Consider the following 17,278-nt stretch of genomic DNA (forward strand, 5'->3'; position numbering starts at 1 on the left):
GATAGTATGAAACTATCAAGCGAAACAATTCAACAGCTTTTAAATGATGAACATTTGTTGGTATCTAAACCAGAAGTGACACAAACGTTTGATTTTTTGCATTATGATACGCGCCAAGTTCAAGGAAATACGTTATTTGTTGTCAAGGGCGCGTTTCGACCAGAATATTTAACGCAAACAGATGGCATTTCTGGACTAGTGACTGAAACGCGTCTTGATGTCTCTTTGCCCCAATGGCAAGTTACAAATGTTCAAAAAGCCTTGTCAATATTGTCTATGGCCTTTTTTGATTATCCGCAACATGATTTGTGGATTGGTGCGTTTACCGGAACTAAAGGTAAAACCACGGCAGCTTATATGGTTTACAATATTTTGAAAAATACGACAAATAATCATGTTGCCTTATTTTCAACTGTTGACAGGATTACGGGCAATAACTCTGAAGACAAGAAAAAATCCGATTTGACGACACCAGAATCCTACGAGCTTTTTAAAGATATGCGTCGATCAGTTGATAATGGCATGACACATTTAGTCATGGAGGTCAGTTCTCAGGCTTATTTAAAGCAACGCGTTTACGGATTAAGATATAATGTGGGTGCATTCTTAAATATTTCACCAGATCACATTGGTCCAAATGAGCATCCTAACTTTGAGGATTATTTAGCACACAAATTAATGTTATTTGATCACTCAGATCAAGTGATTGTTAATGCCGAAAGTGACCATTTGAGCGACATTATGGCGCATGCAAAACAAACACATGACCTGGTTTATACGTATAGTTCAGCTGATAAAGGTGGTATGTATACTTATACATCACAAGAAAGCGCTATTCACGAAAGCCGATTAACGGTTTTACCCAGTGATTTAAATGGGTTAGCTGGCGATTATCGATTGAATTTGCCTGGTGATTTTAATGAATCAAATGCTATGGCAGCATTAATTATGTCAGCTCTTGCGGGTGCGAGTCATGATAATATGGTTCGTGGCTTGGATGAGGTATTTATACCTGGTCGTATGTTGAGTCTACCGATTGTAGATCACGGTGTTACTTTTGTTGACTATGCCCACAATTATGCCTCCATGCATGCGTTGCTACGCTTTGCGCAAAGTCAATATCCTGAGGGACGTGTATTAGTTGTTGTTGGATCACCGGGTAATAAGGGGGTATCTCGTCGTGCTGATTTTGGCCGTGTCGTATCTGAATTGGCTGATGTGGTCTATTTGACAGCTGATGATCCACAATTTGAATCACCAATGGCGATTGCCAAAGAAATTGCCAGCCACATTACTAACGAAGCCCTAGAAGTTCATTTTGAAATGGATCGTATTAAGGCAATTAATCAGGCGATTTCGCAGGCAAAGGAAAGAGATATTGTGATTGTTGCTGGTAAGGGTGAAGATCCATATCAAAAGATTAATGGCATCGATGAACCTTATATTGGTGATTATGCCGTTGTTAAGCGTTATCTTAATTAAAAAAAATATGAAAATTCCGAGGCTGTTTAAGTTTAGTTTATCAGGCTTGGAATCTTTTTATTATTCGGGACTAAATTTTTTAATCTTTGGGATATAACGGATAAATTAATAAAAATGTGATATCATTAAGATATGAAAAAAGAAATGACAGAACCACATAAAAAATCTGGCAATATTCCTTTAAGAATTGATCCTAAATTACATGAGGAATTGGCTGAACATGCAAATATGGAGGGGCGTTCGCTAAACAATTATTTAACAAAGTTACTAGAGGAAGGATTGCAGCCAAAAACTTTTGAAGATCGGCAATTTGTGGGGCAAGTGATATCGGGTGAAAATTTCGACTTAACTAGTCGGTTAGTTAAAATTTCTGGTATTTACTATCGTTATTTAATTGACAATGCGCCAGTTGCCAACGCAACAGCACAATATGTTGTCATTGAAGCAAATGGTAATATTTTAACATTACGGGAATTGAAGTGAAATATAAGTTTAGCCTGATAGGCTATTAACGAGGGAGAATGACATGCTATTTTTTAGAATCGTGCCACAAAATAATGCGGGATTAGTTGAAACATTGGGGAAATATAGTCGTCGAAAAGAAGCAGGGTTACATTTCTATATACCATTTTTCCAAACAATACGGAACGTGAGTTTAGCCATGAGGCCACTACGATTACCTGATTATTCAGTGATAACGGCCGACAACGCTGACATTAAAGCGAGTGTGACTTTAAACTACCACGTGACTGATGCGATGAAATATATGTATGAAAATACGGATTCCGTTGAATCAATGGCGCAATTAGTACGTGGCCATTTAAGAGACATTATTGGTCGCATGGAGCTAAATGAGGCATTGGGATCAACGACAAAAATAAATGTTCAGTTAGCCGAAGCTATTGGTGACTTGACGAATACGTATGGTATTAATGTTGACCGTATCAATATTGATGAGCTGAGACCATCGACGTCCATTCAAGAAGCAATGGACAAACAATTAACAGCAGATCGTGAACGTGTGGCCACGATTGCAAAAGCAGAAGGGCAAGCACGTTCGATTGAGTTAACAACAAAAGCAACAAACGATGCGTTAATGGCAACTGCTAAAGCTGAAGCCAGTGCGACGCAAACAAGAGCCGACGCAGAACGGTACCGAATTGACACGGTTCAGGCAGGTTTAGCGGGTGCTGACGATAAGTATTTCCAAAATCAATCAATTAATGCTTTTACGACCTTGTCTGAGTCTTCGGCTAATTTAGTTGTTGTTGATAGTAAGCATATTGATCAATTAGGACAACTACCTATTGCAGGGAAGCTACTTGAAAAGGGCCTAAAATAATGTCACATTTTTTAATGAAACAGCAATTATTTTCATTAAAAGGCACGTTTGAAATTACAGATGAACATGAAAATAGTGCTTATTCGGTCGTTGGTAGTTGGTTTAAAATGCCCAAATATTTTGATATTTTTGATGCTAAACAGAAAAATGTCGCACGCTTAACGCATAAATTGTGGTCTTTTTTGCCACAATTTTATTTGACAGTCAATGATTTACCAGAAGAAATTGTGATAAAAAAACAATTAAGCTTTTTAAAACCAAAATATCATATTGAAGGTTTAGGGGTAACTGTGGAGGGCAATATTTGGGATATGAATTTTGCCATTCTAAAAGATGAACAGGTTATTGGTCGTGTAGCCCAACGATGGTTTAAAATGACAAGTACCTATGATATCACAGTGACAGACGAATCAATGACAACAACTGTTGTTGCCCTTGTTGTTGCGATTGATTATATTAAATCGCAAAGGCGTGCGAGCGCCGCGGCTAGTGCCAACTAAATAAGTGACGAATTGAGGCATCATGTTTAAAGAAAAAAATGTTTTAGTAATGGTTTCAGGCAGTGTGGCAGCTTATAAAACGGCCACTTTGATCCGACTTTTAATTAAATCTGGCGCGCAAGTGCGTGTTGGCATGACAAAATCAGCACAAGAATTTATTACTAGCAAGACCTTAGCAATCTTATCAGGGCATGATGTTTTAACAGATTTATTTTCTGATGGCAGATCGGCAGAAGTCATTCATATTGATTGGGCTAAGTGGGCTGATATCATTTTTGTGGTACCAGCAACCGCCAATCTAATTGGAAAAATTGCACACGGATTGGCAGATGATGCTGTAACGGCCACAGTTATGGCGTCATCGGCCGATAAAATCATTGCACCAGCGATGAACGATGTGATGTTGCGCAATGCAGCAGTAGAACGCAATATCGCTACTTTATCAGCTGATGGCTGGTTAGTCATTTCGCCGGTAACTGGCTTTTTAGCTGAAGGTTATGAAGCAAAGGGAAGATTACCAGAACCAATTGATATTTTACAACAGGCAAATATTCGCTTGCGCGCAAAATCAGGTCAGCTCGTGGGGAAAAAAGTACTTATTACCGCTGGGGGAACACGTGAAGCATTAGACCCTGTTAGATATTTAACTAATCGGTCAAGTGGTAAGATGGGCTATGCTTTGGCGCAGGCGGCTGCAGAAAACGGGGCCCAGGTTTTTCTGATTACAACGGTTGATCGGGGCAATATTTTTGGCGTAAAAAGAATACAAGTCGAGTCAACACAAGATATGTATGAAGAAACACGTCGTTTATTTCCTGATATGGATATTTTTATTGGTGCAGCGGCAGTTTCTGATTTTAAAGCAGCGCATTTAGCAGAACACAAAATAAAAAAACAATCAGATGCGGGTTTGACTCTTGAACTTACGCAAAATCCAGATATTTTAAAAGCCGTTGGGCATGACAAAACTGAACAGCAAATTGTCGTTGGTTTTGCAGCTGAGACGCAAAATATTGTGGCCTATGGCCAAAATAAATTAATCCAAAAGCATGCTAACATGTTAATAGTCAACGATGTCAGTCAAGCTGATACTGGATTTTCTTCAGATAATAATGCTGTCACAATTCTTGTTCCAGGACATGAACCAGAGGTATTGGCTAAGACTTCTAAAACAGAAATTGCACGTGATATCATGACACGTATTAGTTCGTTGAAATAATGCGCCAAATGTGATAAAATATGGTATTACACATTGTTTACAGGAGGAAATGTGTTAATGTTTGCCTGACTAAGTTCATGGTTTTATATTTGTGCTAATTGTATTTAGCGTACTTAACTTAGATTTTGGGTTCAAAAACTTAACACGCTGAAAAAATGGCAGACGAAGAAGAAAGCAAGGCTTCAAAGTATAATATTGGTGATGTCTTACTTGCGCCAGCATATGGTAATTTAGAAAAACCATTTACTGGACAAGTGGAAAAAATATATGAAAATGCATTATTAGTTGAAATTACGGAAAACGATCCTGCTGATCAACCAACAGTGAACGAAATGAATCATCGTGCTGTTGTGAGAATGGATGAAATTGAGGTCATTAAACATGCACCAGCACCTGAAAAGGAAACTGATGTAGAAGAGTAATAAAGTCTTTGTTTAGCGAGTCTGAGAAGGTGGAAGTCAGACCATAGATAACACGTCGCGTATACTATTTAAGTTTATATTATTGAGTGGCGAAAGCTATTAGAGTGGTACCGCGGGTAAAGACTCGTCTCTTGTTATTTTTTGACAAGAGACGCGTTTTTTATTTAATGAACCAAATACGGTATAATAGAAAAAAAGGAATAAAGAAAATGTTAGAAAACAAATTAGTTGTTTCAGCGCTGGTAAAGGTCTTACCGGATTTTACCTCAGAACAAATTTCTGAGAAATTAGAAGCACCAAAGTCAACTGATATGGGTGATATTGCTTTCCCGACGTTTACATTAGCAAAAGCGCGTCATCAAGCACCACAACAAATCGCGGCAGCATTAGTGTCTGAAATTAATCCAGATGGTTTTGAAAAAGTTGTTGCAACAGGTCCCTATATCAATTTCTTCTTAGATAAACAGATAACATCACGACATACGTTAGAGCAAGTTTTGGCTGAGCAAGCTAATTTTGGTAGTCATACGACAGGTAGCGGTGCTAATGTGACGATTGATATGTCATCACCTAATATTGCTAAGCCAATGTCAATGGGACACTTACGATCAACTGTCATTGGCAACGCATTAGCAAATATTACAGAGAAAAACGGTTATGTTCCTGTTAAAATCAATCATTTGGGTGATTGGGGAACACAATTTGGTAAGTTAATTTATGCTTACAAAACATGGGGAAACGAGGCAGAAGTTAAGGCTGACCCTATTGCGACATTATTGCGTTATTACGTTGAATTTCACGAGAAAGCTCAAGCTGATGATAGTCTAAATGATGAAGGACGTGCTTGGTTTAAAAAACTAGAAAATGGTGACCAAGAAGCGCACAAACTTTGGCAGTGGTTCCGTGCTGAATCCTTAAAAGAATTCACCGCTATATATGACCGATTAGACATTGAATTCGATTCTTACAATGGTGAAGCATTTTACAACGATAAAATGGATAAAGTTGTTGATACATTGTCAGACAAAAAACTTTTGGTTAAATCACAAGGTGCACAGATTGTTGACTTATCTTCGGTTAATCCCAACTTGACACCTGCTATGATTAAACGTTCTGACGGCGCAACTTTGTATATGACACGTGATTTAGCAGCAGCGGTATATCGTAAAGAGACTTACAATTTTGCTAAGTCGTTGTATGTGGTTGGCGGTGAGCAACGTGAACATTTTGTACAAATGAAAGCAGTACTGGCACTCATGGGATTTGAGTGGTCTACTGATGTTGAACATATTTCATTTGGTCTAATTACGTTTAACGGTAAGAAAATGTCAACGCGTAAAGGTGATGTTGTCTTGTTAAAAGATGTGTTAGATGATGCTCATGAATTAGCTTTAAAACAAATTCAAGAAAAAAACCCTGCGTTAAAAAATAAAGAAGTTGTGGCCGAACAAGTTGGCGCTGGAGCGGTTGTTTTCCATGATTTGATGAATGATCGAACAAATAATTTTGATTTTAATTTAGAAGAAGTTGTACGTTTTGAAGGGGACACTGGACCCTATGTTCAGTATACAAATGCGCGTGCAAAGTCTATTTTGCGTAAAGCTGCTGTAACTGAAATTGGTGATGATTTGAATTTAGATGATGCTGAAACTTGGGATATCATCACAACGCTTAACGCATTTCCAACTGCAGTTCAACGCGCTTGGCAACAGCGAGAGGCAAGTATCATTGCCAAATATGCGTTAACATTGGCACGCGCATTTAATAAATACTATGCTAATTCGAAAATATTGGCAGATGATGCCCAATTAAATGCAAGATTGGCGTTAGTCAAGTCCGTTACAATCGTTTTGTCAGAGAGCTTGCGTTTGTTAGGTGTTAAATCACCAGAAGAAATGTAAGTTTGAACAGATGCAACACAGGTTAACGCGCTATGTTGTAGTCCATTCTCATTTAGGAGAAATATATGATTTCAAAACAACAGCGCCAAGAATTAATTCTTGACATTATTCAAAATAAACCCATTATTAGCCAAGAAGAGTTACTTGTTGAGCTTTTAAAAAATCAGGTTGAAACGACACAAACAACAGTTTCACGTGATATTCGCGCACTTGGTGTTGTGCGCATTAAAGATGTTAATGGCAATTTACGTTATCAACAATTACAGGATCAAGGTGAAGTCTCTGATGTTGTCGTGACTGAAAACGCTGTTGATGCAGCAATTTCGGAGTATGCAGTTTTTGTACGCCGTGTACAGTTTATGACCATTGTTAAAACCAGTGATTCAAGTGGTAATGCAGTTGCTGGTATTATTGACGATGCTAATTTACCGGAGGTAATCGCTACGTTAGCAGGATTTGATACAATTTATGTGACAAGCCCAGATGAAGCAAGTGCAGAAGTACTGACAGCGCGTTGGTCTGCATTGATAGGTTAATCTATGAGTTGGTTAAGAAATATCATTAAAAATATACAAGAAAAGTTTCGACCTTTCGCCAAACGATGGCAGTTTGGTAGACTGTTGCTTGTTGTTTTCTTGGCATTCTTTTTAACTATGAGTGTTTACTTAGTAGTTGTGGCTAAAACGGCTCATGTCAAAAATTTACAGGCAACACTGGCCCAAACTGCGACGGTTTATGACGATTCAGGTGCTGCAGCTGGGGAGTTATATTCTCAAAAAGGTACTTACGTTAAATATAATCGTATTTCTCAAAACATGCGCGATGCCGTTATTTCGAGTGAAGATCGTAATTTTTATCATGAATATGGTTTTTCAGTTAAAGGCATTGTTCGGGCGGCAGCGCTCAATGTGCGTAATAAATTATTAGGGTCGTCGGCGATTGCTGGTGGTGGATCAACTCTGACGCAACAGCTTGTCAAAAATGCGTACCTTACACAAGAGCAAACGATAACGCGTAAAGCCAAAGAGATTTTCTTGTCAATGCAGGTTGAGCAAGATTATACGAAAAATGAAATATTAACGATGTATCTTAATAATGCGTGGTTTGGCCACGGTGTTTGGGGTGTTGAAGATGCCGCACAAAAATATTTTGGTGTGCATGCCAGTGAATTGACAACATCGCAAGCAGCAACATTAACCGCAATGTTACCTAGTCCAGCGTTATATAATCCAATTGATCATCCGCAAACAGCAATCAATCGACGTAATGTTGTGTTAAATTCAATGGTTGAAAATAAAAAATTATCTCAATCACAGTTACAAGTTGCTAAAGCAACAGAAATGACGTTGAATGATACTTATGATAATGGCAACAAATACAAGTATCCGTGGTATTTTGATTCAGTTATTAATGAAGCTATTCATACTTACGGCTTAACAGAGGCCGATGTTATGAATCGTGGTTACAAAATATATACGACGTTAAATCAACAAGATCAAACGAATTTACAAAATGACTTTGATAATGATGCCATGTTTAACTACAACACTGATGCGCAAGCGGCAAGCATTGTTTTAAATGCAAAAACAGGTGGCGTTCGTGCTTTGGTAGGCGGACGCGAAGCAACGCATACATTCCGTGGTTTCAATTATGCAACGCAATCAAAGTTATCACCGGGATCAGCTATTAAGCCTATTGTTGTCTATGCGCCAGCGTTAGAGAGAGGCTACAGCATTGATACTGCTTTGCCAAATACAACACGTACATTTGGCACAAATGATTGGTCTGTTCATAATGCAGCGAACGTAGAGACTGGTGATGTTACAATGTATGAGGCGTTAGAACATTCATACAATGTGCCTGCAGTTTATTTATTAAATAAAATCGGGGTTAATGCCGGTTATAATAGCGCGAAAAAATTTGGTCTGGATTTATCGGACAAGGATAGAAACAATCTTGCGATAGCATTGGGTGGTTTAACAGTTGGCGTCTCACCAATGCAAATGGCACAAGCTTACACGGCCTTTGCTAATGATGGTGTGATGAGTGATTCGCACTTCATTACCAAAATTGTAGATGCGACTGGTAAAGTGATAATTAACAAACCGAAGGCCAAACAAAAGCGAGTGATTAGTTCACGAGTGGCTGATAATATGACGCGAATGATGCTTGGCACATATACAAATGGTACAGGTTTAGGTTCAGCACCTGTCGGCTATACCATTGCAGGTAAAACAGGAACAACTGAAAATCCAGCAAACACTGAAAATACAAATTCATCAAAAGATTCCTGGGCACTTGCTTATACAAAGGATGTGGTTCAAGCGACATGGATGGGTCTGGATTCAAACAGTGAAAATAATAGTCTACCACTTGGATTAACGGCAACAATGGGCCCACTTGTAAAAACATCATTAGAACAGGTATTACCAAATACACCCGGCACGAATTTCACCGTTACCAACCCTAACAGTAATAGTGATGACTCGGGTACAAACAATGGTTTTGATTGGTCCAATATTGGATCAAATATTTCTGATGGTGTGGACCATGCAGTGGCAGGTGCTAATAAAGTATGGCATACTGTAAAGGGATTGTTTGGTGGTAATTAGCACAGCAACACGATACTAAATGATTTTAAACAGCAAAGAACAATCAGTTAAAGCAAACAAAGGATGGAAAACATGACAGTGAATATTTACGACAACGCAAACGAGATGGCAAATGTATTAAAAGAGACACAGCAGTATACCGCTTGGCAAGAAGCTTTTGATGCGATTCAAAATGATGAAGAAGCTAAGTCGTTGTTTGGGCATTTTCAAGCAGTACAATCTGCCGTGCAACAGATGATGCAAATGCAACAACAACCAAGCCCAGAACAAGAGAAAGAATGGGATGCTATCGCTGCTGACGTTCAAAAAAATGATCTAATCACAGTGTTGTTAACAGCAGAACAGGCATTGAATACAATATTAACAGAAGTTAATGATATCGTAACTAAACCCGTAGCGGAAGCTTACGCAAAATTACGTCAATAACTTCTTAAAAACGATCCTTGTGATCGTTTTGTACATAAAAAGAGAGAATGATGATGCAAAATAAATTTGTTATATTCTTAAAAGAGTGGGTATTGCCTGTTCTGGTAGCTTTTGTTGTGGTGTTATTGGTTCGTACTTTTTTATTTACTTTCGTACGTGTTAACGGACCCTCAATGATGCCTAATTTACAAAACAACGAGTTAGTTGTGTTGGATAAAATAACGAAGTACCAACGGGGTGATGTTGTTGTTTTTGACGCGCGCCACGAGGATCCACAGGTTAAGCCGGGTGAAAAAGATTATGTTAAACGTATTATTGGCAAACCAGGCGATACTGTATCGTATAAAAATTCTAATCTTTACGTTAATGGGCGTGTGATTAACCAAAATTACATTGATATCAATGAGCGAACATTGGGAACTGAAATGTCCTTTGGTAATCAGTGGACGTTGAAAACCTTGTCATCGGCAGATACATGGCAAAAACAAGATCGTAATCAAGAAAAGGTACCAGAAGGTAAATATTTTGTGATGGGCGATCATCGCTCAGTCTCTAATGATGGTCGTTACTTTGGTTTTGTTGATGCGAAACATATTGCAGGGAAAGTCGTTGTACCATTTTGGAATTCGGATAAAACTGCTAAGAAAAATATTAATCAACAACGTCAAGTTTTTTTTGATAAGTAAATTTGCATAAATTTTTTAAAAATGATAACATAATAAGAACGATAAGACCTTTAATTGAGTCCAGAGAGACTTGCAAGGCTTTTAGACAACATAGGGAAGAGTCTATACTTTTTTCTCAAACTTCTAAAACCACGTAAGCCGATTGCTTACGTGGTTTTTTGTATAAAAAGGAGAATTATGCGACATTTTTTGAATATAAATGCAATAGATGACTACGATGTGCTAAACTTAATGCAACGTACATTAGAGTTGAAGGCTGGTGTACAGCCCATTAAAACATCTTTAACAGTTAGTAATTTATTTTTTGAAAATTCTACACGTACGCATAGCAGTTTCCAAATGGCAGAAAATAAATTAGGCTTTCAACAAATCAGGATTGATCCACAAAATAGCTCGATGTCAAAGGGGGAGAGTTTGGTAGATACATTAAAGACTTTGAAGGCTATTGGTGTTGATGTTGCTGTGGTGAGACATCGTATGAATAACTGGTATGACTATGTTTTAAACGCAGGTGGGCATGCTATACCACAGCTAATCAATGCGGGTGACGGGAGTGGTCAACATCCGTCACAAAGCCTACTAGATTTAGTGACAATTTATGAACAATTTAGTCATTTTGACGGGTTACGTATTCGAATTATTGGTGATCTCATGCATTCTCGAGTTGCACGTTCAAATGCTGAAATATTGCATCATTTAGGTGCGCACGTGACATTTTCAGGCCCAGAAAGTTGGTATGTGCAAGATCTGGCACAGTTTGGTGACTTTGTACCGATTGATCAAGATTGGCACAAACTTGACGTCGTGATGTTCTTAAGAGTACAGCATGAACGCATTACACAAAATGACAATCAAAGCTTTTCAACTCAAAAATACCATAATCAATTTGGGTTAAACTTGTTGCGGTACGATAAATTAAAAGCAGATGCGATTGTGATGCATCCTGCACCGGTTAATCGAGATGTTGAAATTGCTGATGAATTAGTTGAAGCACCTAAATCTCGAATTTTTGAACAGATGACTAATGGTGTATTTGCAAGAATGGCCATGCTGGAATATATAAATGGAGGCAAATGATGCAGCTGATTAAAAATGCAAAAATTTTAAAAAATCATGAGCTTGTGACACGTGATGTATTAATCGATGATAAGGTAATTATTCAAGTCGCTGAGAATATTGAGTTACTTGGGGACGTTTTTGATGCTAAAGGGGCGTTCTTATCTGCGGGTCTTGTTGATGTTCATGTTCATTTTCGTGAACCTGGATTTGATTATAAGGAAACAATCGCAAGTGGTTCAAAAGCAGCAGCAAACGGCGGATTTACGACAGTGATAGCAATGCCTAATTTGAATCCTGTACCCGATACACCTGAACGTTTATCTGAACAAATAAAGTTAAATAAGCGCCACGGTGTGATACATGTTGAGCAATACGGTGCCGTGTCACCGGACTTAGTATCACATCAGGTGTCAGATATGGTTGGCATGTCATCAGTTGGTGCAGTGGCATTTAGTAATGATGGTAAAGGCGTCCAAACTGCTGATACGATGTTGCAAGGAATGATGCTGGCTGCTCGTGCTGACAGACCCTTAGCGGCTCATTTGGAAGACGAATCATTACGACATGAAGGTGTCATCAATGCGGGTGGTCAGGCTGACAAACTAGGGTTACCAGGCATTACTGGATTAGCAGAAAGTTCACAATTAGCTAGAGATTTAGTCTTAGCCAAAGCAACTGGTGTTCATTATCATGTTGCACACATTTCGACGCAGACGTCAGTTGCATTAGTCAGAATGGCTAAAGCAGAAGGTGTGCACGTCACTGCAGAGGTCTCACCGCATCATTTGTTACTTTCTGACACAGATATTCATGAGGATAATGCCCAGTTTAAAATGAATCCACCACTACGTGGACAAGTGGACAGGCAGGCGTTAATTGCCGGTCTATTGGATGGTACGATCGATATGATTGCCACAGATCATGCGCCGCATGGTACATCAGAAAAAGCGCAATCATTTAAAAGCGCGCCATTTGGCATTACAGGAATCGAAACGAGTTTTCAATTACTCTATACCCACTTGGTGAGATCGGGTGTGATGACGCTTGAAACTTTAATACAGCGTATGGTGGTTGCACCAGTGCAAGCGTTTAAGCTTAGAGCGCCTACAAGCATTCAAGCGGGTGAAAAAGCAGATTTGGCGCTATTTGATCTTGAAAATAGTTATCAAATTCAAACAACTGAATTTAAATCAAAGGGAAAGAATTCACCTTTTATTGGCTGGCAAGTTTATGGTAAAACAATTGCAACATGGGTTGACGGTAAAATTGTAGCCCAATAAATTGTGTCACATAAAAAAATAACGAGGATAATGAGATATGAAAAAACGCTACTTAATACTTGAAAATGGTTCTGTTTATGAAGGAGAAGCCTTTGGATCCAATGTGGATGTGATAGCAGAATTGGTTTTTAATACAGGTATGTCTGGCTATCAAGAATCAATTACCGATTTGTCATATCGTGGTGAAATAATTGTCTTCACTTATCCTTTAATTGGTAATTATGGCATCAATCGTGATGATTTTGAAAGCTTAAAACCGGCAGCATCAGCGATCGTTGTTCATGAAATTGCTCGCCGACCAAGCAATTGGCGTCAAACGATGAATTTAGAGACTTGGGCAGAACGAACGAATATGCCAGGTATTACAGGTGTCGATACACGAGCGTTGACCAGAGAGTTACGGAATCAAGGCGTGATGAAAGCGGCATTGGTGAATGAGATTACTGAAGACGTGTTTGACAAACTTAAAAATTTTGCGCCATCAACGTCAATGGTAGCCGAAGCAACAACGAAAACGCAATACCAAAACCCGACAGATGGCGTTTCAATTGCGCTAATTGATTTTGGGTTAAAAAATTCCATTTTACGTTCCTTGGCTAAACGAGGTGTTAACGTGATGGTATTTCCAGCAAATGTTGATGCGCAGACAATTTTATCCGCTAATCCGGATGGTATTCTGCTGTCAAATGGTCCAGGAAACCCCCAAGATGTCGCTTATGCTATTCCTACGATTCAAACCTTACAGGAACAGTTACCACTAATGGGTATTTGTTTAGGACATCAGTTGTTTGCATTAGCAAATGGCGCTGAAACTTACAAAATGAAATTTGGACATCGTGGCTTTAACCATGCTGTACGCCATATGTCCCATGACCGGCTAGACTTTACGTCCCAGAACCACGGTTATGCTGTTAGCCGTGATAGTCTAGCAAAAACAGAATTAGTTGTCACACATGAAGAAATTAATGATCATACAGTTGAAGGATTACGGTTGCAAGGTCATCATGCCTTCTCAGTACAATTTCATCCAGATGCTGCGCCAGGTCCACATGATGCTGAATATTTATTCGATGATTTCTTAAACATGATTGCAGATGCAAAGAAGGAGACGCCACAAAATGCCTAAACGTACCGACATTAAAAAAATATTGGTGATTGGTTCTGGTCCTATTATTATTGGACAAGCCGCAGAGTTTGATTATTCTGGTACTCAAGCTGCCTTAAGTTTAAAAGAGGAAGGGTACTATGTTATTTTAGTAAACTCTAATCCAGCAACAATCATGACAGATGCTGAAATTGCTGACAAAGTATATATTGAACCGTTATCAATTGATTTTATTGAACGTATTTTACGTAAGGAAAGACCAGATGCTATTTTACCTACATTAGGTGGTCAAACTGGATTAAATATGGCGAAGGATTTGTCTGAAGCTGGTATTTTAGATGACCTAAACATTGAACTATTAGGCACCAAGTTATCAGCCATTGAAGAAGCAGAGGATCGTGAAGAATTTAAAGCATTGATGGAACGTTTGAATGAACCAATTCCCGAGTCCACCATTGCAACAACGCTTGACGAAGCATTGGATTTTGCTGATACCCATGGTTATCCAGTGATTGTACGTCCGGCGTATACACTTGGTGGTACTGGTGGTGGTATTGCGGATAACCACGCTGAGTTGAGTGAAATCGCTGCAAATGGGTTAGAATTATCCCCTGTGACACAGGTTTTAATTGAACGCTCTATTGCTGGTTATAAAGAAATTGAATTTGAAGTGATGCGAGATGCGCATGATAATGCGCTAGTTGTTGCTTCGATGGAAAATTTTGATCCAGTCGGCATTCACACAGGCGATTCACTTGTTACTGCACCAGTTCAAACTTTGTCTGACCGCGAGGTTCAGATGATGCGAGATGCGGCTTTGAAAATTATTCGTGCTTTGAAAATTGAAGGTGGCGTGAACATTCAAATGGCTCTGGATCCGCAATCGTATAAATACTATATTATTGAAGTGAACCCACGTGTATCGCGCTCATCAGCGCTTGCTTCAAAGGCTACAGGTTATCCGATTGCAAAAATGGCAGCTAAAATTGGTATTGGCTTAACGTTGGATGAAATCATCAATCCAGTCACTGGTACAACCAAGGCTGAATTTGAACCAGCCTTAGATTATGTCGTTTTTAAAATTCCACGATGGCCATTTGACAAATTTGCCACAGCTGATCGTCATTTAGGCACGCAAATGAAAGCCACCGGAGAGGTGATGGCTATTGGTCGTAATATGGAAGAAGCCATGTTAAAGGCTGTGCGGTCACTTGAGATTGGAGCAATAGGTTTAAATGATATTACCTTTGATGACTTGTCAGACACAGCATTGCTGGATGCTTTAATGCCAGCTCGCGATGATCGTTTGTTTATGATTGCTGATTTGTTACGCCGTGGGGTGACGATTGAAATAATTCATGAAAAAACATTGATTGATACGTTTTTCTTAGACAAAGTATTACATATTATCGAAATTGAGAACCAGTTGGCAAAACAAATTGGTGATTTAGATGTATTGTTATATGCTAAAAAGAATGGTTTTGCTGATGAAACTATTGCGGGAATTTGGGACAAAACAGTTACTGAAATTCGTCAATTACGCCAGCAAGAAAATATTTTGCCTGTTTATAAAATGGTAGATACTGTTGCGGCTGAATTTGAGTCACAAACGCCATACTATTATGCAACTTATGAGCGTGAAAATGAGTCAGTCAAGTCTGATAAGCAATCTGTCATTGTACTAGGTTCTGGTCCAATCCGTATTGGTCAGGGGGTTGAATTCGATTATGCAACAGTTCATGCTGTTAAAGCGATTCAGCGCGCCGGCTATGAGGCAATCATTATGAATTCCAACCCAGAAACAGTGTCTACCGACTTTTCAGTATCTGACAAACTTTATTTTGAACCACTGACACTTGAAGATGTTTTGAATGTTTATGATTTAGAACAACCAATTGGTATCGTCGTTCAGTTTGGTGGGCAAACGGCCATTAATTTGGCACAGCCATTACAAGATAACGGGGTGCCTATTCTTGGTACGACAGTGGCAGATTTAAATCGTGCAGAAGATCGAGAAGCTTTTGATCAAGTCATTAAGCAACTGCAATTACCACAACCAGTTGGTAAAACGGCGACAACAGTGGCAGACGCTTTGAGTGCAGCACAACTTATCGGATATCCTGTGTTAATCAGACCATCATATGTTCTAGGTGGCCGTGCAATGGAAATCGTGTCTTCAGATGAAGAGCTGCAGGATTATATGCAACGTGCAGTTAAGGTATCTAACGATCATCCTGTATTGATTGATTCTTATTTAGTGGGACAAGAAGCTGAAGTAGATGTTTTATCGGATGGCGAAATTGCAGTGATTCCTGGTATTATGGAACATATTGAACGAGCTGGTGTCCATTCTGGCGATTCAATGTCTGTTTACCCACCACAATATTTATCACAAAAAGTACAAGACGAAATGTCACAAGCTGCAATCAATTTGGCCAAAGCAATGAACACAATTGGTTTAATGAATGTTCAATTTGTCATTCATGAGAATACAGCATACGTCATTGAAGTTAATCCTAGAGCCTCACGAACAGTACCATTTATTTCTAAGGTGACACATTTACCATTAGCACAACTTGCAACACGAGTGATGCTAGGTGAAAAACTCGCAGATATGGGATTTGAGACAGGACTCATACCAGCTGATGATATGGTTCATGTTAAAGCACCTATATTCTCATTTACAAAGTTACCTCACGTAGACTCCTTACTTGGTCCAGAAATGAAGTCTACTGGTGAGGTAATGGGATCAGATACGACTTTACCAAAGGCGTTATATAAGGCTTTTATCGCTTCAAATATTAAAGTACCACAATATGGCAATGTCTTATTTACAGTAGCTGATGAGGATAAAGAAGAAGCCATAGGTTTGGCAAAACGTTTCAACGATTTGGGATTTGCGCTTTTTGCAACATCGGGTACTGGGGCTTATCTGGAATCGCAGAACTTGCCAGTTGAAATTTTGGATAAAATTTCTGAATCCGACAATAATTCAGTGGCGGCTTTGCGAGCTCAAAAATTACAAGTTGTCATTAACACGACGCAAGCCGATGATCGTGCCGAATCAGATGGTCGATTAATCCGCAGCGCTGCAATTGAAAATGCCGTACCATTGTTCACAGCATTGGACACTGTCAAAGCCTTTGTCGATGTCCTTGAAAGTCGCAGTTTTACTGTTAACGAAATGAAGTGAGCTTGACAGGCACAGTGTATTCATGGAAAATCCCGCAATCAATAGCAATTA

Annotated in this window: 15 protein-coding genes; all 15 read left to right on the top strand. The window is 39.0% G+C overall.

Features of this window, described 5'->3' with window-relative positions:
* Positions 1 to 6: 6 nt before the first annotated feature.
* A complete protein-coding gene (gene murE / locus JOD28_RS01370) occupies positions 7 to 1,482 on the top strand; it encodes a UDP-N-acetylmuramyl-tripeptide synthetase (protein ID WP_204769126.1) in 1,476 nt (491 codons plus the stop codon).
* A gap of 132 nt (positions 1,483 to 1,614) precedes the next feature.
* Entirely contained in the window at positions 1,615 to 1,965 is a 351-nt protein-coding gene (locus tag JOD28_RS01375; RefSeq protein WP_204769127.1) for a toxin-antitoxin system HicB family antitoxin, read from the top strand.
* Between the two features lie 43 nt (positions 1,966 to 2,008).
* Positions 2,009 to 2,824 (top strand): SPFH domain-containing protein, encoded by an 816-nt coding sequence (locus tag JOD28_RS01380; RefSeq protein WP_204769128.1) that lies wholly within the window; start codon positions 2,009 to 2,011, stop codon positions 2,822 to 2,824.
* A 14-nt stretch (positions 2,825 to 2,838) separates the two neighbouring features.
* Positions 2,839 to 3,324, top strand: coding sequence for an LURP-one-related/scramblase family protein (locus JOD28_RS01385; RefSeq protein WP_239531022.1), 486 nt, complete (start codon positions 2,839 to 2,841; stop codon positions 3,322 to 3,324).
* A gap of 22 nt (positions 3,325 to 3,346) precedes the next feature.
* A complete protein-coding gene (coaBC, locus tag JOD28_RS01390) occupies positions 3,347 to 4,543 on the top strand; it encodes a bifunctional phosphopantothenoylcysteine decarboxylase/phosphopantothenate--cysteine ligase CoaBC (RefSeq protein ID WP_204769130.1) in 1,197 nt (398 codons plus the stop codon).
* Between the two features lie 155 nt (positions 4,544 to 4,698).
* Positions 4,699 to 4,965 carry a hypothetical protein gene (locus JOD28_RS01395; protein WP_204769131.1) on the top strand — a complete coding sequence of 89 codons (267 nt, stop codon included), beginning with the start codon at positions 4,699 to 4,701 and terminating at the stop codon, positions 4,963 to 4,965.
* Positions 4,966 to 5,174: 209 nt separating this feature from the next.
* Positions 5,175 to 6,866, top strand: coding sequence for an arginine--tRNA ligase (gene argS / locus JOD28_RS01400; protein ID WP_204769132.1), 1,692 nt, complete (start codon positions 5,175 to 5,177; stop codon positions 6,864 to 6,866).
* 65 nt (positions 6,867 to 6,931) lie between these two features.
* Complete coding sequence (locus JOD28_RS01405) at positions 6,932 to 7,402, top strand: arginine repressor (RefSeq protein ID WP_204769133.1); 471 nt, start codon at positions 6,932 to 6,934, stop codon at positions 7,400 to 7,402.
* 3 nt (positions 7,403 to 7,405) lie between these two features.
* Positions 7,406 to 9,478, top strand: coding sequence for a PBP1A family penicillin-binding protein (locus tag JOD28_RS01410; protein ID WP_204769134.1), 2,073 nt, complete (start codon positions 7,406 to 7,408; stop codon positions 9,476 to 9,478).
* A 72-nt stretch (positions 9,479 to 9,550) separates the two neighbouring features.
* Entirely contained in the window at positions 9,551 to 9,904 is a 354-nt protein-coding gene (locus JOD28_RS01415; protein WP_204769135.1) for a YlbF family regulator, read from the top strand.
* A gap of 53 nt (positions 9,905 to 9,957) precedes the next feature.
* Positions 9,958 to 10,590 (top strand): signal peptidase I, encoded by a 633-nt coding sequence (lepB, locus tag JOD28_RS01420; protein ID WP_204769289.1) that lies wholly within the window; start codon positions 9,958 to 9,960, stop codon positions 10,588 to 10,590.
* Between the two features lie 177 nt (positions 10,591 to 10,767).
* Positions 10,768 to 11,667, top strand: a complete 900-nt coding sequence (locus tag JOD28_RS01425; RefSeq protein WP_204769136.1) for an aspartate carbamoyltransferase catalytic subunit — start codon at positions 10,768 to 10,770, stop codon at positions 11,665 to 11,667.
* Complete coding sequence (locus JOD28_RS01430; protein ID WP_204769290.1) at positions 11,667 to 12,929, top strand: dihydroorotase; 1,263 nt, start codon at positions 11,667 to 11,669, stop codon at positions 12,927 to 12,929. The genes JOD28_RS01425 and JOD28_RS01430 overlap by 1 nt, the downstream gene beginning before the upstream one ends.
* Positions 12,930 to 12,966: 37 nt before the next feature.
* Positions 12,967 to 14,055, top strand: coding sequence for a carbamoyl phosphate synthase small subunit (locus tag JOD28_RS01435; RefSeq protein ID WP_204769137.1), 1,089 nt, complete (start codon positions 12,967 to 12,969; stop codon positions 14,053 to 14,055).
* Entirely contained in the window at positions 14,048 to 17,227 is a 3,180-nt protein-coding gene (gene carB / locus JOD28_RS01440) for a carbamoyl-phosphate synthase large subunit (protein ID WP_204769138.1), read from the top strand. Before JOD28_RS01435 ends, carB begins: the two co-directional genes overlap by 8 nt.
* Positions 17,228 to 17,278 lie beyond the last annotated feature (51 nt).

This window comes from Leuconostoc rapi (genome assembly GCF_016908715.1).
In the GTDB taxonomy this organism is placed as follows: Bacteria; Bacillota; Bacilli; order Lactobacillales; family Lactobacillaceae; genus Leuconostoc; species Leuconostoc rapi.

Excerpts from the sequence above, each read along its gene's own strand:
- murE (WP_204769126.1), top strand. The coding sequence starts at position 7 with ATGAAACTATCAAGCGAAACAATTCAACAGCTTTTAAATGATGAACAT.
- JOD28_RS01385 (WP_239531022.1), top strand. The coding sequence starts at position 2,839 with ATGAAACAGCAATTATTTTCATTAAAAGGCACGTTTGAAATTACAGAT.
- JOD28_RS01410 (WP_204769134.1), top strand. The coding sequence starts at position 7,406 with ATGAGTTGGTTAAGAAATATCATTAAAAATATACAAGAAAAGTTTCGA.
- JOD28_RS01405 (WP_204769133.1), top strand. The coding sequence starts at position 6,932 with ATGATTTCAAAACAACAGCGCCAAGAATTAATTCTTGACATTATTCAA.
- carB (WP_204769138.1), top strand. The coding sequence starts at position 14,048 with ATGCCTAAACGTACCGACATTAAAAAAATATTGGTGATTGGTTCTGGT.
- JOD28_RS01380 (WP_204769128.1), top strand. The coding sequence starts at position 2,009 with ATGCTATTTTTTAGAATCGTGCCACAAAATAATGCGGGATTAGTTGAA.
- coaBC (WP_204769130.1), top strand. The coding sequence starts at position 3,347 with ATGTTTAAAGAAAAAAATGTTTTAGTAATGGTTTCAGGCAGTGTGGCA.
- JOD28_RS01435 (WP_204769137.1), top strand. The coding sequence starts at position 12,967 with ATGAAAAAACGCTACTTAATACTTGAAAATGGTTCTGTTTATGAAGGA.
- JOD28_RS01375 (WP_204769127.1), top strand. The coding sequence starts at position 1,615 with ATGAAAAAAGAAATGACAGAACCACATAAAAAATCTGGCAATATTCCT.
- argS (WP_204769132.1), top strand. The coding sequence starts at position 5,175 with ATGTTAGAAAACAAATTAGTTGTTTCAGCGCTGGTAAAGGTCTTACCG.
- JOD28_RS01395 (WP_204769131.1), top strand. The coding sequence starts at position 4,699 with ATGGCAGACGAAGAAGAAAGCAAGGCTTCAAAGTATAATATTGGTGAT.
- lepB (WP_204769289.1), top strand. The coding sequence starts at position 9,958 with ATGCAAAATAAATTTGTTATATTCTTAAAAGAGTGGGTATTGCCTGTT.
- JOD28_RS01430 (WP_204769290.1), top strand. The coding sequence starts at position 11,667 with ATGCAGCTGATTAAAAATGCAAAAATTTTAAAAAATCATGAGCTTGTG.
- JOD28_RS01415 (WP_204769135.1), top strand. The coding sequence starts at position 9,551 with ATGACAGTGAATATTTACGACAACGCAAACGAGATGGCAAATGTATTA.
- JOD28_RS01425 (WP_204769136.1), top strand. The coding sequence starts at position 10,768 with ATGCGACATTTTTTGAATATAAATGCAATAGATGACTACGATGTGCTA.